Origin of the sequence: Roseateles depolymerans (genome assembly GCF_003387155.1) — a bacterium.
GTDB lineage: Bacteria > Pseudomonadota > Gammaproteobacteria > Burkholderiales > Burkholderiaceae_C > Roseateles > Roseateles depolymerans.
Genome location: NZ_QUMT01000003.1, coordinates 1,129,296 through 1,148,661 on the forward strand (window position 1 = coordinate 1,129,296; position 19,366 = coordinate 1,148,661).

The 19,366-nt window shown below is 66.7% G+C and carries 21 protein-coding genes; 14 read left to right on the forward strand and 7 right to left on the reverse strand.

Annotated features, from left to right (window positions below):
• Positions 1–1,077, reverse strand: coding sequence for an alkene reductase (locus tag DES44_RS18835; protein ID WP_058933283.1), 1,077 nt, complete (start codon positions 1,075–1,077; stop codon positions 1–3).
• Positions 1,078–1,634: 557 nt separating this feature from the next.
• Here DES44_RS18835 and DES44_RS18840 point away from each other — a divergent pair.
• Together DES44_RS18840 and DES44_RS18845 are read left to right on the forward strand one after the other, a co-directional pair.
• A complete protein-coding gene (locus DES44_RS18840; RefSeq protein WP_058933282.1) occupies positions 1,635–2,852 on the forward strand; it encodes a right-handed parallel beta-helix repeat-containing protein in 1,218 nt (405 codons plus the stop codon).
• 36 nt (positions 2,853–2,888) lie between these two features.
• Positions 2,889–3,743: a 23S rRNA (adenine(2030)-N(6))-methyltransferase RlmJ gene (locus DES44_RS18845; RefSeq protein WP_058933281.1), complete on the forward strand. Its 855-nt coding sequence runs from the start codon at positions 2,889–2,891 to the stop codon at positions 3,741–3,743.
• Positions 3,744–3,801: 58 nt separating this feature from the next.
• On the opposite strand, the gene DES44_RS18850 is transcribed toward DES44_RS18845, so the two are convergent.
• Positions 3,802–4,443, reverse strand: coding sequence for an NAD(P)-dependent oxidoreductase (locus DES44_RS18850; RefSeq protein WP_058933280.1), 642 nt, complete (start codon positions 4,441–4,443; stop codon positions 3,802–3,804).
• Positions 4,444–4,566: 123 nt separating this feature from the next.
• On the opposite strand from DES44_RS18850, the gene DES44_RS18855 reads away from it, so the two are divergent.
• The 4 genes from DES44_RS18855 (at position 4,567) to DES44_RS18870 (ending at position 6,759) form a co-directional block, all read left to right on the forward strand.
• Positions 4,567–5,487, forward strand: coding sequence for a LysR family transcriptional regulator (locus tag DES44_RS18855; protein ID WP_310732374.1), 921 nt, complete (start codon positions 4,567–4,569; stop codon positions 5,485–5,487).
• Positions 5,484–6,155 carry a CAAX prenyl protease-related protein gene (locus tag DES44_RS18860; protein ID WP_058933279.1) on the forward strand — a complete coding sequence of 224 codons (672 nt, stop codon included), beginning with the start codon at positions 5,484–5,486 and terminating at the stop codon, positions 6,153–6,155. The genes DES44_RS18855 and DES44_RS18860 overlap by 4 nt, the downstream gene beginning before the upstream one ends.
• A gap of 80 nt (positions 6,156–6,235) precedes the next feature.
• A complete protein-coding gene (locus DES44_RS18865) occupies positions 6,236–6,472 on the forward strand; it encodes an addiction module protein (RefSeq protein ID WP_058933278.1) in 237 nt (78 codons plus the stop codon).
• Positions 6,469–6,759 (forward strand): type II toxin-antitoxin system RelE/ParE family toxin, encoded by a 291-nt coding sequence (locus tag DES44_RS18870; RefSeq protein ID WP_058933277.1) that lies wholly within the window; start codon positions 6,469–6,471, stop codon positions 6,757–6,759. The genes DES44_RS18865 and DES44_RS18870 overlap by 4 nt, the downstream gene beginning before the upstream one ends.
• A gap of 25 nt (positions 6,760–6,784) precedes the next feature.
• On the opposite strand, the gene DES44_RS18875 is transcribed toward DES44_RS18870, so the two are convergent.
• Complete coding sequence (locus DES44_RS18875; RefSeq protein WP_058933276.1) at positions 6,785–7,552, reverse strand: helix-turn-helix domain-containing protein; 768 nt, start codon at positions 7,550–7,552, stop codon at positions 6,785–6,787.
• 143 nt (positions 7,553–7,695) lie between these two features.
• Between DES44_RS18875 and DES44_RS18880 the strand changes: the two genes are divergently transcribed.
• The 4 genes from DES44_RS18880 (at position 7,696) to DES44_RS18895 (ending at position 12,304) form a co-directional block, all read left to right on the forward strand.
• Positions 7,696–8,952, forward strand: coding sequence for an amidohydrolase family protein (locus DES44_RS18880; RefSeq protein ID WP_058933275.1), 1,257 nt, complete (start codon positions 7,696–7,698; stop codon positions 8,950–8,952).
• 241 nt (positions 8,953–9,193) lie between these two features.
• Positions 9,194–9,661, forward strand: a complete 468-nt coding sequence (locus DES44_RS18885; protein WP_058933274.1) for a YiaA/YiaB family inner membrane protein — start codon at positions 9,194–9,196, stop codon at positions 9,659–9,661.
• Between the two features lie 65 nt (positions 9,662–9,726).
• Complete coding sequence (locus DES44_RS18890) at positions 9,727–10,224, forward strand: hypothetical protein (RefSeq protein ID WP_058933273.1); 498 nt, start codon at positions 9,727–9,729, stop codon at positions 10,222–10,224.
• Between the two features lie 115 nt (positions 10,225–10,339).
• Positions 10,340–12,304, forward strand: a complete 1,965-nt coding sequence (locus DES44_RS18895; protein ID WP_058933272.1) for an MFS transporter — start codon at positions 10,340–10,342, stop codon at positions 12,302–12,304.
• Between the two features lie 73 nt (positions 12,305–12,377).
• Here DES44_RS18895 and DES44_RS18900 read toward each other — a convergent pair whose 3' ends face one another.
• The 3 genes from DES44_RS18900 to DES44_RS18910 form a co-directional block, all read right to left on the reverse strand.
• Complete coding sequence (locus tag DES44_RS18900) at positions 12,378–12,839, reverse strand: STY0301 family protein (RefSeq protein WP_058933271.1); 462 nt, start codon at positions 12,837–12,839, stop codon at positions 12,378–12,380.
• A gap of 4 nt (positions 12,840–12,843) precedes the next feature.
• The gene (locus DES44_RS18905) at positions 12,844–13,311 is read right to left on the reverse strand and encodes a BPSL0067 family protein (RefSeq protein WP_058933270.1); all 468 of its coding nucleotides are present in this window, start codon (positions 13,309–13,311) and stop codon (positions 12,844–12,846) included.
• An 82-nt stretch (positions 13,312–13,393) separates the two neighbouring features.
• Entirely contained in the window at positions 13,394–13,912 is a 519-nt protein-coding gene (locus tag DES44_RS18910; RefSeq protein ID WP_058933269.1) for a hypothetical protein, read from the reverse strand.
• Between the two features lie 146 nt (positions 13,913–14,058).
• Here DES44_RS18910 and DES44_RS18915 point away from each other — a divergent pair, with 146 nt between their 5' ends.
• Both DES44_RS18915 and DES44_RS18920 read left to right on the forward strand, forming a co-directional pair.
• Entirely contained in the window at positions 14,059–14,616 is a 558-nt protein-coding gene (locus DES44_RS18915) for a MarR family winged helix-turn-helix transcriptional regulator (RefSeq protein WP_083525209.1), read from the forward strand.
• A gap of 230 nt (positions 14,617–14,846) precedes the next feature.
• Positions 14,847–15,833, forward strand: coding sequence for an alpha/beta fold hydrolase (locus DES44_RS18920; protein ID WP_058933268.1), 987 nt, complete (start codon positions 14,847–14,849; stop codon positions 15,831–15,833).
• Positions 15,834–15,941: 108 nt separating this feature from the next.
• On the opposite strand, the gene tgt is transcribed toward DES44_RS18920, so the two are convergent.
• Positions 15,942–17,069: a tRNA guanosine(34) transglycosylase Tgt gene (gene tgt / locus DES44_RS18925; protein WP_058933267.1), complete on the reverse strand. Its 1,128-nt coding sequence runs from the start codon at positions 17,067–17,069 to the stop codon at positions 15,942–15,944.
• Positions 17,070–17,122: 53 nt separating this feature from the next.
• Here tgt and DES44_RS18930 point away from each other — a divergent pair, with 53 nt between their 5' ends.
• Together DES44_RS18930 and argG are read left to right on the forward strand one after the other, a co-directional pair.
• A complete protein-coding gene (locus DES44_RS18930; protein ID WP_058933266.1) occupies positions 17,123–17,740 on the forward strand; it encodes an IMPACT family protein in 618 nt (205 codons plus the stop codon).
• A gap of 99 nt (positions 17,741–17,839) precedes the next feature.
• Positions 17,840–19,180 carry an argininosuccinate synthase gene (gene argG / locus DES44_RS18935; RefSeq protein WP_058933265.1) on the forward strand — a complete coding sequence of 447 codons (1,341 nt, stop codon included), beginning with the start codon at positions 17,840–17,842 and terminating at the stop codon, positions 19,178–19,180.
• Positions 19,181–19,366 lie beyond the last annotated feature (186 nt).

Below are 19,366 nucleotides of genomic sequence, written 5' to 3' on the forward strand. Positions count from 1 at the left end.
TCAGTCCGCCAGCGCTGGATAGTCGGTATAGCCCTCGGCACCGCCGCCGTACATCGTGGCCGAGTTGGCCTTTTGCAGCGGCGCATTCAGGCGCAGTCGACGCACCAGGTCCGGATTGGAGATGAAGCTGCGGCCGAAGGCCACCGCGTCCACCTTGCCCTCGGCGACCGCCGCCAGGGCCATCTCGCGGGTGTAGCCGTTGTTGGCGATGTAGGGGCCCTTGAAGCGCTCACGCAGCGCAGCGTAGTCGAACGGCGCCACGTCACGCGGGCCGCCGGTCTGGCCTTCGATCACATGCAGGAAGGCCAGCTTCATCGGTGCCAGCTGTTCGACCACGTAGTTGAACAGGGCCTGGGCGTCGCTGTCCTGGCCGGCATCGTTCACCGGCGTCACCGGGGACAGACGCAGGCCGGTGCGGTCCGCACCGATGGCGTCCACGATGGCGCGCATCACTTCCAGCAGCAGACGGGCACGGTTCTCGATGGAGCCGCCATAGGCATCGGTGCGGTCATTGACGCTGTCGCGCAGGAACTGGTCCAGCAGGTAGCCGTTGGCGCCGTGCACTTCCACCGCGTCGAAGCCGGCTTCCATGGCCGACCGGGCGGCATGCGCATACGACTGCACGATGCCGGGCAGCTCTTCCGTCTTCAGCGCGCGGGGCGCGGCCACATCCACGAAGCCTTCCTTGGTGAAGGTCTTGCTGTTGGCCGGGCGGTTGGTGGAGGACACCGGCTTGGCGCCGCCGGGCTGGAACTCGGCATGGGAGATGCGGCCCACATGCCACAGCTGCACGGCGATCTTGCCGCCGGCCTCATGCACCGCATCGGTCACCCGCTTCCAGGCGGCGACCTGTTCCGGCGAATAGATCCCCGGGGTGTCCAGATAGCCCTGGCCTTCCGGAGAGATCTGAGCGCCTTCGCTGATGATCAGGCCGGCGCTGGCACGCTGGCGGTAGTACTCGATGGCCAGCGGGCCGGGCAGCAGGCCCTGCGAGCGGTTGCGGGTGAGCGGGGCCATCACGACACGGTTGGCCATGGAGACGGCACCCAGTTGCAGCGGATCAAACAAGCTCGGCATAGTTGGTCACTCGAAGATGAAGAGTCAAAAGGGGCTCCGGGGCGGGTGGCCGCTGCCCTTTGCGCAGCGTCGCTCCCACCGCATCGGAACCGTCTGATCGGGGATGGCGCAAGCTTACTGGCCATGCTGATCGCGTGCTGAACCTGCGCGACAGTCCGGATTCGGGCTGGGGGCTTGCGGCGCGGCCTGCACGAGGGGCGCGGCTTGGCTACACTCGCGCGCCCCTGACGAGGCGGAGGGTGCGGTGGGCCACACAGGGTTGCCGCGAGCTGCGGTGGGCGCCCGCACGCCGACGTATCGGCGCGGCTGCATCGACACAGCCCAATCGCACGTCCTCATCGACACCATCGCGCTTGACCCGCTATCGTGCAGGCCTTGCAGCTCTCCTGGCGGCCATGTCCTCCTCCCGGCTCCCTCCCGATGGCCCTGGTGGTTCGCGTGTTTCAACACACGACACTGGGTGTGCGTCCATGCTGCAAGGTCACGCGTGGCGCCCGGCAGGGCCGAACGCCGCCGCTGACATCCAACCGGAGCGACGCGCGCTGTTGAACGCTTTCATGACCGCCTGGCTCGGCCGGGCGGCCGTGGGGACAGGCGGGACCAGCCTGGTGGGGCTGGCCGGGCTGGTGCCGACTCAAGCTCAAGCTCGGTCTCAACCGCCCGGACGGTCCTCCGACTCACAGCGAGGCCCGTCCGATGAGCGTCCCATCCTGCGCGTCGGTCCCGGCCAGCGGCTGACCACCCTGGCGGCCGCCGCCGCTGAGGCCCGCCCCGGCAGCATCATCGAAGTGGCCGCTGGCGACTACCGCGCGGATGTCGCCACCTGGACGCAGGACGACCTGACCCTGCGCGCGGTCGGCGGCCGGGTGCGGATGCTGGCCAGCGGCGCCCACGCCCAGGGCAAAGGCATCTTTGTCTGCGCCGGTCGGCGCCTGTCCATCACCGGCTTCGACTTCATCGGCGCCCGCGTGCCGGACCGCAACGGCGCCGGCATCCGGCTGGAGCGCGGCTCCCTGCTCATCCGGGACTGCCGTTTCGAGGACAATGAAAACGGTCTGCTCGCCGCCAACGATCCGTCCATCACCCTGGACATCGAACGCTGCGAATTCGGCGCCATCGCCCCCGGGGAAGGCCGCACCCACAACTGCTATGTGGGCAGCATCGGCCGGCTGCGGGTGACGGGCAGCTACTTCCATCACGGCCACACCGGACACCTGCTCAAGAGCCGCGCCGCGGTGAACCATGTGTTCTACAACCGCCTCACTGATGAGACCGGCCGCGCCAGCTTCGAGCTGGAGTTCCCGAACGGCGGACTGGCGCTGGTGGTGGGCAACCTCATCCAGCAAAGCGCCTCGACCGAGAACTTCCATCTGGTGGCGTACGGCAGCGAAGGCCTGGTCGGTCCTCGCCACGAGCTGCATCTGATCAACAACACGCTGGTGGACCTGCGGCCCGCGGGCGGCGTCTATCTGCGGATGGCGCCGGGCGCGCAGCAGGTGCGCCTGATCAACAACCTGCTGTGCGGCAAGCGGGAACTGCCGCCGGGACCGGGCTGGGAGCAGCGGCAGAACTATTTTGTGGACCGCTCCGCCTTCGTCGCCCCCGACCGATACGATTTCGCGCTGCGTCCCGATTCGCCGCTGCTGGGTCGGGCGGTGGATCCGGGTGTGGTGGATGGACAGCCGCTGCGCCCAGTGGCGCAATACCGCCACCCGTGCGACACAGCGCCGGTCCCGGTCGGCGCCCCCTACAGCCCGGGCGCGATGCAGGTCTGACGGCTTGGCAGGCCCGATCACAGGTACAGTGCCGACATGCTCGCTTATCGACACGCTTTCCACGCCGGCAACCATGCCGACGTGCTCAAACACCTGGTTCTGGCCGAAGTGCTCCGCTACATGGGAGAAAAGGACAAGGCCTACACCGTGGTGGACACCCATGCCGGCGCCGGCGGTTACGCGCTGGACGGCCGTTATGCCCAGAAAAACGCCGAGCACCTGGGCGGTATTGCCGCGCTCTACCAGCGCAAGGACCTGCCGGAGCCGCTGCAGCACTATGTGAACCTGGTGCGCGACTTCAACGCCGGCGGCCCGCTGGAGCAATATCCCGGCTCACCGGCCATTGCCCGGATGCTGATGCGGGAACAGGACCGGCTGCGCTGCTACGAACTGCATCCCACCGACCAGCGCATCCTGGAGAGCTACCTGGCCGACCGGCCCAACTCCCAGGTGCAGAACAGCGACGGCTTCGCTGGCCTGAAGGCCGAGCTGCCGCCGCCGTCGCGCCGGGGGGTGGTCCTGATCGACCCGCCCTACGAGATCAAGACGGACTACGCCAAGGTCATCGGCGCCCTGCGTGAGGCCCTGCAGCGCTTCCCGGATGGCACGGTGGCAATCTGGTATCCGCAGCTGCAACTGCTGGAGTCGGCCCAGGTGTTGCAGCGCCTCAAGGCCGTGGGGGAATCCACGGCCAAGAAGGGCTGGCTGCATGTGCGCCTGACCGTGGCCCAGCCCGACGAGCGGGGCTTTGGCATGCTGGGCAGCGGCATGTTCGTCATCAACCCGCCGTACGTGCTGCATGACAAGCTGGCCGAATGCCTGCCAATGCTGGTGGACGTGCTCGGGCAGTGGGACGGCGCCAACTATCTGCTGGAGCAGCAGACGGTCTGATCCAGCGTGGATCCGGCGTGGGGTGCAGCCGGATTCGGGCGCGGATCCCGCTTCGCGATCAGTAGCCGACGGTAAAGCGGCGGCGGATGTGCTGCGGCTGCTCCAGCTCGTCCACGATGGCCACCGCCAGGTCCGCCGTCGAGACGTGGGCCGGACCGTTGCTGTCCATCACCGGCGTGTCCAGGCTGACCCGGTAGCTGCCGCGGCGCTCGCCCGGCTCCAGATGGACGGCGGGCGACAGGAAGGTCCAGTCCAGCGAGCTTTCCTCGCGCAGCAGGTTCAGCGCCTCACGGGCGGCCAGGGCGCCGCTCTTCCATTGCGCCGGGAATTCCGGCGTGTCCACGAGCTGCACGCCGGGCGCGATGTAGAGGCTGCCCGCCCCGCCCACCACCAACAGACGCTTGACGCCGGCCTGGCGCGTGCCGGCATAGATGGCGCGTGTGCCGGCCAGGAACTCGTCGTACAGGTTGGGCACGGACCAGCCCGGGTTGTAGGCATTGACCACCGCATCCACGCCCTGGACGGCCTTCGCCACCTGGGCGCTGTCCTGGACATCGGCCTGCACGACGCTCAGCTTGGGCTGCGGCTCGATCTTGGCTGGGGTGCGGGCCAGCGCCACCACCTCATGGCCGCGGGCCAGCAGTTCCTTCAGCACCTGGCTGCCGACAAATCCGGTGGATCCGATCAGCGCGACTTTCATGGCAATCCTTCTGTGAAGCCCGGCGTGTTCCGAGCGGGTTGAATCGATGCATGGACTTTAGAAACTTCATAATCCACCGTGAAGTCATTCGCTGACGCCTTCATCGTTTAGTTTTTCTTCACAATGCTGGATCAACTTCGTCGCATGGCCGTGCTGGCCACCGTGGTCGAGCAAGGCAGCCTCGTCGCTGCGGCCCGCCATCTGCAGACCACCACCTCCGCCGTCAGCCAGCAGTTGCGGGCGCTGGAGCGGGACACGGGCGTGACGCTGCTGCACCGCTCCACCCGCCGCATCAGCCTGACGCCGGCGGGGGAGCATTTCGTGGCGGGATGCAAGGCCATGCTGGCCGCGGCGCAGGAGGCACAGGCCCAGCTGCACCGGCTGCGGGATGCGCCGGAAGGGGAACTGCGCATCAGCGCCACCGTCGGCTTTGCCCGCCAGCTCGGGCCGGCGCTGGCGCCCTTGATGGCCGCACATCCCGGGCTGCACCTGCATCTGGAGGTGGACGATGGCTTCACCGATCTGGTGGCCAAGCGCATCGACCTGGCCGTGCGTTTTGGCCGGCTGCCCGACAGCAGCTGGGTGGCACAGCGCATCGGCGCCAAGAGCGTGGGGCTGTATGCGGCGCCGGGGTATCTGGCGCGGCGCGGCGTACCCTCGGGCACGGCGGACCTGGTGCGGCACGACTGGCTGGCCTTGCGGCCGGACACGACCCCGTTCCAGACGCTGCCGCTGCGCGGGCCTGGCGGGGAGGAGCAATGGCTGCGCGTGACGCCACGGGCCAGCAGCAACAACCAGTTGAGCCTGCAGCAGCTGTGCGAGGCGGGCCTGGGCCTGGCGATGCTGGGCGCGGACGATGTGGATGAGTCGGTGGCGCAGGGACGGCTGCTGCGCCTGCTGCCTGACTGGGAGATGCCGACCTTGCCGGTGCATGTCCTGACCCCGCAGCGGGATGCACAGCCGGCCAAAGTGCGGCACGCCATCGACGCCCTGCGCCGGGCCTTCGCGGAAACGCCGCGAAACCCCGCCACAATCGGCGCATGATGACTCCCGCTGCCTGGGCCCGTGTGCTCCCGTTTGCGCTGTTCATGGGCCTGCTGGCCCTGCGCGGCGCCGTTCCGGCCGACAACGCCTGGGGGCTGGACCCCCGCTGGCTGTATGCGCTGAACCTGGTCGTGGTGGGCGGGGCGCTGGCCTGGTTCTGGCGGCAGTATGGGGAGTTTTCCCGGCAAAACTGGCCGACGCTGAAGGAGGCCGCCGCCAGCGTGGGACTGGGTTTGGTGGTCTTCGGGTTGTGGATCGTGCTGGATGCGCCGTGGATGCAGTTGAGCGAGCCCACGGCGAGCTTCATTCCCGTGGGACCGGACGGACGGCTGGACTGGCCGCTGATCGTCGTGCGCTGGCTGGGTGCGGCGCTGCTGGTGCCGGTGATGGAAGAGCTGTTCTGGCGCAGCTTCCTGATGCGCTGGATCGCCAACCCGCGTTTTGAAGGCGTGGACCCGCGGGAATCGGGGCTCAAGGCCCTGGTGCTGTCGACCTTTCTTTTCATGCTGGCCCACACCCTGTGGCTGGCCGCAATCGTGGCGGGGCTGGTCTACGCTCTGCTGTATCAGCGCACGGGCAAACTGGGCTGCGCCGTGATCGCCCATGCCGTCACCAATGGGGTGTTGGGGATCTGGGTGATTGCTTCAGGTCATTGGGAGTTCTGGTAACGCAGTGTTGATGGTCTCGATCGGCGACGTGTCTTCAATGCGCTTGTGGCAAGCTCACGTCAGTGCATGAAGGAGGCCCTATGGTCGATCGACTGACATTGCTGGAGTCGCTGGAAGCGCAGGCCATGAGCCTGACGGCGCCTGAGAGATCGCATCTACTGGAGCGGCTGGTTGCCAGCCTGGACGTCGACGCTCAGACCGAGCTCGAATGGGACCAGCTGGCGGAACAACGTGAAGCCCAGCTCGCGACCGGTCAGGCACATGCCGTCCCGGTCGACGAAGCACTGGCCCGCCTCAGGGACCGAGCTGCGCCGTGAGGTATCTGCTGCACCCAGCGGCGGAGAAAGATCTGAGCGACGCGTTTTCCTTCTACCTTGAGAAGGCAGGCCGAAGCGTCGCGCTGAGGTTCCTCGACGAGTTCGAGCGTGCACTGGGCGTTCTGGAGCGCCACCCACGTCTGGGCACGCCAACACGCGGTCGGCGCGTCTATCCGATGCGGATCTTTCCCTACGCGATCATTTACAAGGAAGGTGAGCCTGGTCTTCTGGTGCTGGTCGTGAGGCACCAGCGAAGGCGCCCGAACGTTCTGGGCAGTTCGCGCTAACGTCACGCCTCGCACGGTCGCGACCTCATGGCACGCGGGACGCTCTGACGACAGCCGCGGGTCGCTGGAGGTGGGCGAAGCGCTCGAACAGCCAGCAGCGCATGCCCATCACCAAAGTGAACTGGCGCTTTTCGTCCTCGGGCAGTTTCTGGTCCAGCAGATGCTGACGGGCAAAGTCCTCGGCCACGCGTTGCAGGCGGTCCCGCAGCTCGCGGGCCATACCCGGGCTGAGCTGGCCATGCACCAGCATCATCATCTCGCCGTCCCCGTCAAAGCCTCCATTGAAGAAGTCCTGCATCACGCTCTCCCGGAAGAACTGCATCACCGGCCCATGCGGACGCCAGCGGAACGTCTTGGCCACCTGGAGCCGATAGCGGTTCAGCGGCCGCAGTTCAATGATGCCCAGACGATCCAGATGCGCCAGCGCCCGGGTCGCGTCGGCTTCGGTCAGGCGGTAGGTCGCAACGATCTGCTCGTAGCTCCACTGGCTGAGGCAGCAGATGGCCATGAGCAGCAGCTTCTCGTCGGCCACCACTTCCTTTTCCTGCTGCAGCGTCAGCTCCACACGCAATGCCTGGGCACGTGACAGGCGCTGGGACAACTCGGCAAAGTCGGTCTTCAGCACCCGGCAGAGTTCATCGATGCGCGACAGCGGCATCTCGCCCCCCGCCGCAAACATCCGCTTGACGCTCGACTCGGACAAGTCGAGCTCCCGCGCCAGTTGCGCATAGCTGATGCCGGCGGTCTTGAGTTCCGCCTTGATGAGGTCGATGAGGGTCTGGGTGCTGGCCATGGCAGAACGGTATCGCAGATTGACACCGCCCGGCTCATCGGACGCTACCGGCAACTGCCGTTGGCCGTCTCCGCGCACCGGGCAGCGAGCATCCGCTGTCTCCACTCTCCACGGCCGCCGTGTGTCCTGCGGCCCATCGCCTCATGTTGCGACGACGTCATCTGCTGTGCTGCGGCGGCCTGGCCGGCGTGGGCCTGTTCAGCGCCCTGGCGGCCCATGAAGCCGGGCCGCTGCTCAATCCCTGTCCGGTGATCCCCACGACCGCCGCGGGCGCAGGGGCCACAGACGCTGAGCTGGACGGCGTGCCGCGAGACTGGCTGGCCGGCGTCTGGGAGGGCATCGACCCCACCCAGCTCCTGGATGTCCACGCCCATCTGCTGGGCACCGGCGACAGCGGCTCCGGCTGCTGGGTGGATCCACGGCTGACGCAGTGGTGGCATCCGGTGGAGCACCTGCGCCAGCGAATGATCCTCAACGGGGCCTGCGTGCCGGCCGACAGTCAGGCGGTGGATCACGCCTACGTCGCCCGTCTCACCCAGCTGGCAGACGCCTTTCCGGTGGGCGCCCGCTGGCTGCTGTTCGCCTTCGACGAGGCCCTGGACGGCCACGGCACGCGGCGCCCCGACTGGACCACCTTCCATGTGCCGGATGCCTATGCGCGGCAGGTCGCGGCCGGCCGTCCGGACCGATTCGGCTGGGTGGCGTCCATCCATCCGGCCCGGCCGGACGCGGTGGAGCGACTGGACAGTGCCCTGCAGAGCGGCGCCGCGGCCGTCAAGTGGCTGCCCAGCGCCATGAACATCGACCTGCGATCGCCCCGCCTCACGCCGTTCTACGACCGGCTCGCCGCGGCCCGCGTGCCCTTGATCGTGCATGTCGGCGAAGAACATGCCGTCCCCGGCGCGGGCCAGCAAGGCCTGGGCAACCCGCTGCATCTGCGCTCGCCCCTGCAACAGGGCGTGCGGGTGATCGCCGCGCACTGCGCATCGCTGGGCACGGCCCTGGACCTGGACCTGCCCCGACCGCGCCAGGTCCCGGCCTTTGATCTGTTTGCCAGGCTGATGGACGAACCGGACTGGCGCCCTCTGCTGCTGGGCGACGTGTCGGCGGTCTTTCAGTTCAACCGGCGCCCGGAGATCTGGCACACCCTGCTGCGGCGGCAGGATTGGCATCCCCGCCTTCTGCACGGCTCCGACTATCCGCTGCCCGGGGTGATGCCGCTGGTGCGGCTGCCTAGCCTCGTGAAGGCCGGCGTGCTGGACGCGGCCGACGTGCCGCCGCTGGAGGCGCTGCGCCGCCAGCACCCGTTGCTGTTTGACCTGGCGCTGAAGCGGCGGGTGCGCTCGGGCAGCAGCCGTCTGTCCCCGTCGGTTTTCGCGACGGCCCGGCACTTCGTGTGACCATCGGCCCAGACGTCGATCGAGGGTGCGGAGATACTCCCGGTCCATCAAAGAAACCATGACAGAGGGAGGACAGGTATCGCGCGACGGGTATCACGCCACGCTACTACCCCCGCCACCGCGCGATACCGCTGCGGAATTCCGCCCAGCCGGGCGAACCGGCCACCGAAGATTCATCCATCGCCACCCCACCGGGGGCGACGACACCCAGAAACACCCTGCTTCCCTTCAAGGAACGATCATGAACCGCATCCAACGTGACACCTCGGCCTGGCGCTACCAAGTGTGGGCTTCCTTCGGCATCAGCGTGATGCTGTGCGCCACCGGCCTGGCCTACCTCCCGGGCGCCGACCTGGACCGCGCCTTCATGGTGATGGGCTACGTGTTCTGCCTCTCCACCGCCTTTGCCCTGGCCAAGTTCATCCGTGACAAGCAAAGCGAGCGCAGTGACACGCCGATGTGGGGCCTGGTGGTCTGGAGCGGCTTCGGTCTGGCCATGGGCCTGACCGCCTGGGGCCTGTGGCGCATGGACATCCAGCCGGTCTGGAAGGCCTATCTGCTGGTCTCCTGGCTCTACCTGATCTCCAACGTGTTCACCCTGGCCAAGATGCTGCGTGACGCCCACGATGCCGATCTGATGGAAGCCCGCCTGCAAGGCCGCCGTGAAGCCGCCCGTGGCGCCGTGCAGGAAGTGGACCGCGCCGCCTGAGGCCTGACACCGCAAGTGCAACAGCCCCTGCCCCCACCCTCGCTCCACCCTCATTCGGATTCATCATGAGCCCCGCATTCAAACCCCTGCTGCTCCCCCGGATCACCGCCGTGATCCACCGCCCGACACATCTGCTGCTGTGCGCAGCCCTGGCGGCCGCCTGCACCTGGATGACCCCGCAGACCGCCCTGGCGCACGGCGACGGCGGCAGCGAGGCCAGTGCCGCACTGTCGGGCCTGCCGATTGCGGTGTCGGTGGTGGCGCCTTCGATGGTGCTGACGGCCGGCGCGTCACTGGTGGTGGTCGCGGTGGAGGTGACGGCCTCCGGGACCGTCTGGGTGCTCAAGCGCGTCTCCGACGGCGTGAAGGTCAGCGTGCGGTTTGCCGGCAAGGTCGTCACCGGCGCGTCGGTGGCCGTGGGCACGGCGGTGACGGTGGTGGTGGTGGGCACCGGCCTGCTGCTGTCCGCCGCCGGGGAAGCCATCGCCTTCATCCCGAACGAGATCGGCGCCTCCTTGATGCACAACGAGCGCATCACCCCGCGCGGTCGCAACGGGCAATGAGCGGCCCGCCCCGCTGCCCTGGTTATCCCGTAGAGCAGCGGGCAAGACGCCACAGACCCTGCGTTCACCGCTCTAATGGCGGTTCACGCTGAACCTTCTCCTGGACAAGCCGGCCATGACTCAAGCCTCTCACGGCGATCCCGCATCGCCTTCCCAGTTCCGACTGCTCGGTCAGCGCAGGTTCGGTCCGTTTTTCGCCACGCAACTGGCGGGAGCGTTCAACGATTCCTTCCTGAAGCAGTTGGTGATCCTGCTGGTGACCTTCCATGCCACGGACTACACCACGATGTCCGCCGGCCTGGTGGCCAATCTTGCGGCGGGCCTGTTCATCCTGCCGTTCGTGCTGTTCTCGGCCTATGCCGGACAGCTGGCGGACCGCTTCGACAAGGCCAGGGTCATCCGGGCGGTGAAGGCGGCCGAGGTCGCCATCATGGTGGTGGCCAGTGCCGGCTTCTACATGAAGAGCCTTCCGGTGCTGCTGACCGCCGTCTTCGCCATGGGCTGCCATTCCGCGTTCTTCGGGCCGGTGAAGTACTCGCTGCTGCCACGCGTGCTCGCCAAGGAGGAGCTGACCGGCGGCAACGGCCTGCTGGAGATGGGCACCTTCCTGAGCATCCTGCTGGGCACGCTGGTCGCAGGCGTCATCGCCGCCGTCACAACCAACCCGCTGTGGCTGTCCATCGCGCTGCTGGGTTTTGCGGTGCTGGGTCTGGTGTCCAGCCTCTTCATCCCCGCCACCGGCGAGGCCGCCCCCGACCTGAAGCTGCGCTTCAGCGTCGTGGCCGAGACCGTGGCCACGGTGAAGATGGGCAAGCATGAGGGCGAAGGCGTCTGGAACAGCCTGCTGGCCATTTCCTGGTTCTGGTTCGTCGGGGCTGTGGTGCTATCGCAGATCCCGGCGCTGGGCAAGGACGTGCTGCACGGAGACACCACGGTCGTGACGGTGCTGCTGGCCACCTTCTCCATCGGCATCGCCGCCGGCTCGCTGCTGTGCGAGCGACTGTCGGGGCACAAGGTGGAGATCGGCCTGGTGCCGATCGGCTCCATCGGCCTGACGCTCTTCACCGCCGATCTGGCCTGGTCCTGCGAGCGTTTTGCCGCGGCGATGCACTCGGCCGCCGTGCAGGGGCCGCTGAGCTGGTCCCAGTTCCTCGCCACCAGCGGCAGCATGCGGGTGCTGGGCGACGTGGCGCTGCTGGGACTCTTTGGCGGCCTGTTCATCGTGCCGCTGTATGCCTTCGTGCAGCTGCGCACCGCGCCGCAGCGGCAGTCGCGCATCATCAGCGCCAACAACATCCTCAATGCCGTGGCGATGGTGATCGCGGCCGGCATGTCGGCGGGCCTGCTGGCCTATGGCGTGTCGGTGACGGGCCTGATCCTGGTGTGTGCCGGTCTGAATGCCCTGGTGGCGGTCTACATCTATCGCACCGTGCCGGAGTTCCTGTGGCGCTTCGTCAGCTGGTTCGTCGTGCATGCGCTCTACCGGCTGCGCACCACCGGCACGCATCACATTCCCGAGGACGGTCCGGCCATCCTGGCGCCCAATCATGTCTCCTATGTAGACGCGCTGGTGCTCAGCGCCCTGTGCCCGCGGCCCATTCGCTTTGTGATGGACGCCAGCATCTTCCGGGTGCCGGTGCTGTCGTGGCTGTTCCGGCAGGTCAACGCGATTCCGATCGCATCGGCCAAGCGGGAGCCGGAGACGCTGGAGAAGGCCCTGGCGACGGTGGATGCGGCTCTTCGCAACGGCGAGCTGGTCTGTGTCTTCCCCGAGGGCGCACTGACACGCGATGGCCAGCTGGCGGAGTTCAAGCCCGGCATTCGCCGCATGCTGGACGCCTGCCCGGTGCCGGTGATTCCGATCGGGCTGGTGGGGCTGTGGGAAACGGCTTTCGCCCGCAACGGAAAGTCGGCCGGTGCACGGCTGGCCAGCCTGCGTCCCGGCCGGCGGCTGCAGGCGCATGTGGGCGCGCCGCTACCGGCGGACGTCAGCGTGGAGGTGCTTCGCGGCAAGGTCCAGGCCCTGCTGGGGCCGGTTGAGCCGGCCAAGCCGGAGCAGTCGTTCGAGGTGCAGCGCTAGTCACTGCTTCTGGTTGCGGCTGCTCGTGGCGTTGAGTCACCGCCACCAGTCGCCGGACTTCACCGCGAGCAGCTCACTGGCAGGACGCCGAGCTCAGTTCGAAGTCGGTGTTATGGCTGCGCTTGTACACCACCTGGCAGCGGCTATAGCCGTCGAGCGACCGGACCAGCTCCACCCGGGTGCGGAAGTAGCTGCAGATGGCCACGCCGCCCGTCATCCCTTGAAGGTTCCAGGACAGGGTGCGGGTCGCGCCGCCCTTGCCGTCCTTGCGTTCTTCCTGCTTGTCGTAGATCTCGCCATTGGGGGTGCCGGGCGGGCCGCTGTTCACCGCAAAGTTGGTCAGGACGTGTTGGGTCCTGGCGGCATGGGAGGTCCATCCGGACCCGACCTCGGCCAGGGACTGCGCCGGCAAGGCCTGCTCGGTCAGCGGCATCTGCAGGGGGCAGCTGAAGGGCTCCGGCGCCGCCTGGAGCGACGCGTGTCCCCCCAGCGAAGCCAGGGCCAGCCACCAGGGAATCAAGCGGGACGTGGGCATCAGCTCACCATTGGATCGTGGAGTAATCGAGGCCATTATTCAGATAGCTGGCACGCTTGCCATGCTTGGCCGGCTCAAAGTAGACCGTGCGTTCGGTGATCTGGGTGATCCCGTTGTACTGTTCGATGATGCTGAAGCCGATGACCTCGCCCGACTTGTCGCGCACGGCACCATTGAACAGCCCGGCGTGCTGGCCGGAGTCGTTGTTGGGATAGTAGCCGCCGACGGTCCAGCCCGTCGCGATGGGCGTGCCCACCGGCAGCGCCGCCACGAGCTTGCCGGTCAAATCCATGCCCCGCTTCCAGTTGTCTGGCTGCGTCGGAGGGGCCCCTGCTTTCTGCTTGACCAACTCCACGCAAGGCGTGACCGTGCCGCCGGGCCGCTTGAGCGGTGGCTTGTCCACCAGTTGGGACGGATTGTGGACAGCGCCGAGGTGCTCGGTGTAGCTGCGTGCGGGGGCGGATGTGGCCATGGGAAGCAGACAGAGGGTGAGTGTGGCGCCACTCTAAGCAGCCCGACCGCCGTCGCCAATGAACCTTGGTCACTTCCGCGGTTCAGGACGGCGTGCCAGCGGCACTGCGGCGCAATACGCTGCGCAATACGCGTCGCAGCCGCAGTTTCAAGGCGCGCGCGCTTCGCCACACACCGCTGGCCCGCACCCACGCCAGCAGTTCCGCCTTCCAGGCGATCCATCGGGCATACAGCGTGCGGAACCACGCCAGATGCATCAAGGCGGGCTGGGTCAGCGCGAACAGGTGGGCCACCACGGCCGTGCCCGCCAGCTTGGCGGCAATGATCACGGTGACGCCGAGCGCGGCATGGCTGCGGCTGATCAGCCACAGCGCCAACAGCTTGATGGGGATGAGGAACAAGCTGGGCACCAGCAGCACCGCCAGCGCAAGATAGGGCGGCAAGCGCCGCACGGCCGCTTCGAGATGACGGATGACCGGCAGGCGGCCGATGCGCGCCATCACCCGCTGCAGCGGCTCCCAGCCCCATTCCTCGAACAGGATGATCAGGGCCAGCACGAGCCGGATCGCCCACAACAGGGGCGCCAACATCATTTTCAGCATGGGGGGATCATCCTCCGGGTTGGCATCCGGTGCAAACTGATGCTTGTCGCTGTTGAGTGCGGAATTTTCTTCAGATTGACGGGGTTGACGGCATCGCCCATTCTTTTTGCTTGCAATTAGTTTGTGTGCGAGTTAAATTCTCGTCCATGGCACACAACACCTCCCCCACCCCCGCGAAGCCGCTGTCCGGCACCGCTGACCTGCCGGCCGGTGTTCAGGCGAACGTTGCAGGCGCCGGCGCATCAGCGGCCTCAGCCCCGCCCGCCGCCTGCGTGCCGCTGGATATCGATCAGCAGCTGTGCTTTGCGGTCTACTCCACCATGCTGGGCTTGAACAAGGTCTACCGGGACCTGCTCAAGGACCTGGGCATCACCTACCCGCAATACCTCGTGCTGCTGGTGCTGTGGGAACGTGACGGCCTGACCGTGGGCGAGATCAGCGAGCGCGTCTTCCTGGACTCCCCCACCCTGACCCCGCTGCTCAAGCGCCTCGAAGCGGCAGGCCTGCTGACCCGCACCCGGTCGTCGCAGGATGAACGCCAGGTTCTGATCGCCTTGACTGAAGAGGGGCGCGCCATGCAGCAGCGCGCTGCTCATCTTCCGCAGTGTGTGGCGGATGCTTCCGATACGGAGATGTCCGAGATCATCGAGTTGCGAGACCGCTTGCTGGCCCTGCGAGCGCGGATGGCCCGCAAGTCGGGGTGAGGCGTCGCCCTCGCTATACGGTCCCCTCACCCTTCATCAACCTTCACCAGCCTTCGTTGACCCAGATCGCCATGCCGTCACCTTCATTCACCTCAGCCAATACCTCGCATGCGAAGTATTAGGAACCTAAGCAAAGAGCGGCACCCAGCCTGACGGGCTGGCGCATCCGCCCCCTGTTCTCACGTCCCTTCAACGTTTCCCTCACGTCCCCTCACCTCAAGGAGCCTCTCATGTCCAACATCAGCACCTTCGCCCGCTCGTCCCGCCGCCACCTGCTGGCGATCTCCACCCTGGCCATTGCTGCAGCCAGCGCCATCGCCACCCCCGCCCTCGCCGCCGATGCCGCCAAGCCGGGCGCCGCCCGTGTCAGCGCCGCCCAGCCCTCGGGCAGCTACATCACCACCCGGGACGGCGTGCAGCTCTATTACAAGGACTGGGGCCCGCGCAACGGCCAACCCATCGTCTTCAGCCACGGCTGGCCGCTGGATTCGGACAGCTGGGAATCGCAGATGATCTTCCTGGCTGACCACGGCTACCGCGTGATCGCCCATGACCGCCGCGGCCATGGACGCTCCAGCCAGCCCTGGGAAGGCAATGACATGGACCACTACGCCGACGACCTGGCCACCGTCATCGAGACGCTCAACCTGAAGAACGCCGTGCTGGTGGGCTTCTCCACCGGGGGCGGTGAAGTGGCGCGCTACATCGGCCGTCATGGCACCTCGCGGGTGGCCAAGGCGGTGCTGGTGTCGGCCGTGCCGCCGATCATGGTGAAGTCGGACAAGAACCCGAACGGCGTTCCCAAGGAAGTGTTCGACGGCCTGCGCGCCGGCCAACTGGCCAACCGCGCCCAGCTCTACAAGGACATCGCCTCCGGTCCGTTCTACGGTTTCAACCGTCCGGGCGCCAAGGTGTCGCAGGGCCTGATCGACAACTGGTGGCAGCAGGGCATGCTGGGCGGCCACAAGAACACCTATGACTCGATCAAGGCGTTCTCCGAGACCGACTTCACCGACGACCTGAAGAAGTTCGACAAGCCCACGCTGGTGATCCATGGCGACGACGACCAGATCGTGCCGCTGGACATCTCCGGCCGCGCCTCGGCGCGTCTGGTCAAGGGGGCACAGCTGAAGATCTATGAAGGCGCCCCGCACGGCCTGACCGATACGCACAAGGACCGTCTGAATGCGGATCTGCTGAGCTTCATTCAGCAATAAGCGGCCTGGGCGCAGAGGCCGGCGACACCAGCCGGGTGCCTGCGTGCCGACCCAACAAAAAGGAGCGCCTCGGCGCTCCTTTTCTTCTGCTCCGGCGCCGGGCCGACGTCAGATGCCCCGCGCGCGGTCCGCCTGGAAGCGCTGGCGGAAGCCTTCGAAATCGTCGGCGTCCAGCGCTTCGCGCACTTCCTTCATCAGGTTGAGGTAGTAGTGCAGGTTGTGGATGCTGGTCAGCATCGGACCCAGCATCTCGCCGCAGCGGTCCAGGTGGTGCAGGTAGGCCCGGCTGAAGTTCTGGCAGCAGTAGCAGGTGCAGGTCTCGTCCACCGGGCGTTCATCGGCCTTGTAGCGGGCATTGCGCAGGCGCAGGTCGCCAAAGCGGGTGAAGAGGTGGCCGTTGCGGGCATTGCGGGTGGGCATGACGCAGTCGAACATGTCCACGCCCTGGCGCACCCCTTCCACCAGGTCTTCCGGCGTGCCGACGCCCATGAGGTAGCGCGGCTTGTGCTCCGGCAGCTGATGGGCGATGTGGTCCAGCACGCGCAGCATGTCTGCCTTGGGCTCGCCAACGGACAGCCCGCCGATGGCATAACCGGGCAGGTCCAGCGCCTTGAGGCCGTTCAGCGATTCATCCCGCAGGTTCTCGAACATGCCGCCCTGGACGATGCCGAACAGGGCATTGGGATTCTCCAGCCGCGCAAACTCGTCCTGGCAGCGCTTGGCCCAGCGCAGGCTCATCTCCATCGAGAGGCGGGCTTCCTTCTCGGTGGTGATGTGGCCCTTGGTCTCATAGGGCGTGCATTCGTCGAATTGCATGACGATGTCGCTGTTGAGCACCGTCTGGATCTGCATGGAGATCTCGGGCGTGAGGAAGAGCTTGTCGCCATTGACCGGGGAGGCGAACTTGACGCCCTCCTCGCTGATCTTGCGCATCTCGCCCAGCGACCAGACCTGGAAACCGCCGCTGTCGGTGAGGATGGGCTTGTTCCAGCTCTCGAAGCGATGCAGGCCGCCGAACTGCTTCATGATGTCCAGGCCCGGGCGCATCCACAGGTGGAAGGTGTTCCCCAGGATGATCTGCGCGCCCATCTCTTCGAGCGAGCGCGGCATGACGCCCTTGACCGTGCCGTAGGTGCCCACCGGCATGAAAATCGGGGTCTGCACCACGCCATGGTTGAGCGTCATGCGGCCGCGGCGGGCGCGACCTTCGGTCTTGAGCAGTTCAAACTTCAGCATGGGGCGGATTGTCGCAGGCCCGGCGCCCTTCATCGCCACGGCAATAATCCGCCATGCCCTGCAGTCTCGCCGCCCCCGTCCACGCTGAGTTGATCATCAAGAAAAGCCGTTTCATTGCCTGCGTGGAAGCGGTGGCGGACCGGTCGGCCGCGCTGGCCCGGGTGGAGCAGTTGCGCGGCGAGCATCCAGGCGCGGCCCATGTCTGCTGGGCGCTGATGGCCGGTGGGCAGTCGGCTGCGAATGACGATGGCGAGCCTGGCGGGACGGCCGGGCGGCCGATGCTGGAGGTGCTGCGTCATCAGGACCTGGAAGGTGTGCTGGCGACGGTGGTGCGCTACTTTGGCGGGGTGAAGCTGGGGGCCGGCGGTCTGGTGCGGGCCTACACCGATGCAGTGGCGCAGGCGCTGCTGACGGCCGAGAAGGTGCCGATGGTGCGCCAGCGCCAGTTGCACTGCACCCTGCCCTATGCGCAGGAAGGCCTGCTGCGCCGGGAGGCAGAGCGCTGCGGCGCCGTGCTGGAGGCGGTCACCCATGGGGCGCTGGTGGCCGTGACGCTGCGGCTGCCGGAGTCGGCAGCGGCCGATTTCGTCCATCGCCTGAACGAGGCCGGGCAGGGCCGGATCGGTTGGTTGACGCACGGCGAAGGCAGCCCCGGCGAACTCGGCGACTGAGCCGGGAGTCGTGCGGCCTAGAATTGGACACTTCTCCGGGGTCCGTGTGGCGGGCTGCCGTGAGCTTTTTTGTTCCCCCTAACTGCGCGAGACGTCCCCGTGGCCGCAACCATCCTCCAAAAGATTCCCGCCGGCGAGCGCGTCGGCATCGCCTTCTCTGGCGGCCTGGACACCAGCGCCGCGGTGCACTGGATGCGCGGCAAGGGCGCGATTCCGTGTGCCTATACGGCCAACCTGGGTCAGCCGGACGAGAGTGATTACGAGGACATTCCCCGTAAGGCCAAGGCTTATGGGGCGGAAATCGCCCGCTTGGTGGACTGCCGGGCGCAGCTGGTGGCCGAAGGTATCGCCGCAATCCAGTGCGGGGCCTTCCACATCAAGAGCGGCGGGGCGACCTACTTCAACACGACGCCGCTGGGCCGTGCGGTGACCGGCACGGCGCTGGTGGCGGCGATGCGCGAGGATGGCGTCAACATCTGGGGCGATGGCTCGACCTTCAAGGGCAACGATATCGAGCGCTTCTATCGCTACGGTTTGCTGGCGAATCCGTCGCTCAAAATCTACAAGCCGTGGCTGGACCAGACCTTCATTGATGAGCTGGGGGGGCGCAAGGAGATGAGCGAATACCTCATCGCTCATGGCTTCGATTACAAAATGAGTGTGGAGAAGGCCTATTCGACCGACTCCAACATGCTGGGGGCGACCCACGAAGCCAAGGACCTGGAGTTCCTGAACAAGGGCATGAACATCGTGAACCCGATCATGGGCGTGGCCTTCTGGAAGGAAGACGTCGTGATCAAGCCGGAAGTGGTGTCGGTGCGCTTTGAGGAAGGCGTGCCGGTGGCCATTAACGGGCAGGGGTTCGGGTCGTTGGTGGATCTGTTCATGGAGGCCAACAAGATCGGCGGTCGGCATGGTCTGGGGATGTGTGACCAGATCGAGAACCGGATCATCGAGGCGAAGAGCCGCGGTATTTACGAGGCGCCTGGGATGGCGCTGCTGCACATCGCGTATGAGCGGTTGGTGACCGGGATCCACAATGAGGACACCATCGAGCAGTACCGGATGAACGGGATGAAGCTCGGCCGTCTGCTGTATCAAGGCCGCTGGTTCGATCCGCAGTGCCTGATGTTGCGTGAAACCGCCCAGCGGTGGGTGGCTAGCGCGATCACCGGTGAGGTGACGCTGGAGCTGCGTCGCGGGAACGACTACACGCTGCTGGATACCGTGAGCGCCAACCTGACCTACGCGCCGGAGCGGCTGTCCATGGAAAAGGTCGAAGACGCCGCCTTCACCCCCGCCGACCGGATTGGGCAGTTGACGATGCGCAATCTGGATATCGCGGATACGCGGGCCAAGCTGCAGGTCTATAGCAACACCGGGTTGCTGGGCGGGCAGAGCGTGGGAAGCATCGGGTTGCTGACGCCGCCCAAGGAGTGATCGTCGGGGTCAGGCGCCTTCGGTTGGAGGCGCTCCTTTGGGTCGAGATACAAAAAAGGCCGCTGAGAAATCAGCGGCCTTTTTGTTTGGGCGTGACCCGTCCTGCCCCACGTTGACACCTCGGACTCGCTAAAAGGGCGAGATTGATGGATACGAGGGTGAAGAGAACGCAGCGCGATTACACGA

Excerpts from the sequence above, each read along its gene's own strand:
- DES44_RS18895 (WP_058933272.1), top strand. The coding sequence starts at position 10,340 with ATGACTCAAGCCTCTCACGGCGATCCCGCATCGCCTTCCCAGTTCCGA.
- DES44_RS18900 (WP_058933271.1), bottom strand. The coding sequence starts at position 12,839 with ATGCCCACGTCCCGCTTGATTCCCTGGTGGCTGGCCCTGGCTTCGCTG.
- DES44_RS18845 (WP_058933281.1), top strand. The coding sequence starts at position 2,889 with ATGCTCGCTTATCGACACGCTTTCCACGCCGGCAACCATGCCGACGTG.
- DES44_RS18885 (WP_058933274.1), top strand. The coding sequence starts at position 9,194 with ATGAACCGCATCCAACGTGACACCTCGGCCTGGCGCTACCAAGTGTGG.
- DES44_RS18875 (WP_058933276.1), bottom strand. The coding sequence starts at position 7,552 with ATGGCCAGCACCCAGACCCTCATCGACCTCATCAAGGCGGAACTCAAG.
- DES44_RS18865 (WP_058933278.1), top strand. The coding sequence starts at position 6,236 with ATGGTCGATCGACTGACATTGCTGGAGTCGCTGGAAGCGCAGGCCATG.
- DES44_RS18890 (WP_058933273.1), top strand. The coding sequence starts at position 9,727 with ATGAGCCCCGCATTCAAACCCCTGCTGCTCCCCCGGATCACCGCCGTG.
- DES44_RS18855 (WP_310732374.1), top strand. The coding sequence starts at position 4,567 with ATGCTGGATCAACTTCGTCGCATGGCCGTGCTGGCCACCGTGGTCGAG.
- DES44_RS18860 (WP_058933279.1), top strand. The coding sequence starts at position 5,484 with ATGATGACTCCCGCTGCCTGGGCCCGTGTGCTCCCGTTTGCGCTGTTC.
- DES44_RS18905 (WP_058933270.1), bottom strand. The coding sequence starts at position 13,311 with ATGGCCACATCCGCCCCCGCACGCAGCTACACCGAGCACCTCGGCGCT.
- DES44_RS18910 (WP_058933269.1), bottom strand. The coding sequence starts at position 13,912 with ATGCTGAAAATGATGTTGGCGCCCCTGTTGTGGGCGATCCGGCTCGTG.
- DES44_RS18880 (WP_058933275.1), top strand. The coding sequence starts at position 7,696 with ATGTTGCGACGACGTCATCTGCTGTGCTGCGGCGGCCTGGCCGGCGTG.
- DES44_RS18850 (WP_058933280.1), bottom strand. The coding sequence starts at position 4,443 with ATGAAAGTCGCGCTGATCGGATCCACCGGATTTGTCGGCAGCCAGGTG.
- DES44_RS18930 (WP_058933266.1), top strand. The coding sequence starts at position 17,123 with ATGCCCTGCAGTCTCGCCGCCCCCGTCCACGCTGAGTTGATCATCAAG.
- DES44_RS18840 (WP_058933282.1), top strand. The coding sequence starts at position 1,635 with ATGACCGCCTGGCTCGGCCGGGCGGCCGTGGGGACAGGCGGGACCAGC.
- DES44_RS18835 (WP_058933283.1), bottom strand. The coding sequence starts at position 1,077 with ATGCCGAGCTTGTTTGATCCGCTGCAACTGGGTGCCGTCTCCATGGCC.
- DES44_RS18920 (WP_058933268.1), top strand. The coding sequence starts at position 14,847 with ATGTCCAACATCAGCACCTTCGCCCGCTCGTCCCGCCGCCACCTGCTG.
- tgt (WP_058933267.1), bottom strand. The coding sequence starts at position 17,069 with ATGCTGAAGTTTGAACTGCTCAAGACCGAAGGTCGCGCCCGCCGCGGC.
- DES44_RS18915 (WP_083525209.1), top strand. The coding sequence starts at position 14,059 with ATGGCACACAACACCTCCCCCACCCCCGCGAAGCCGCTGTCCGGCACC.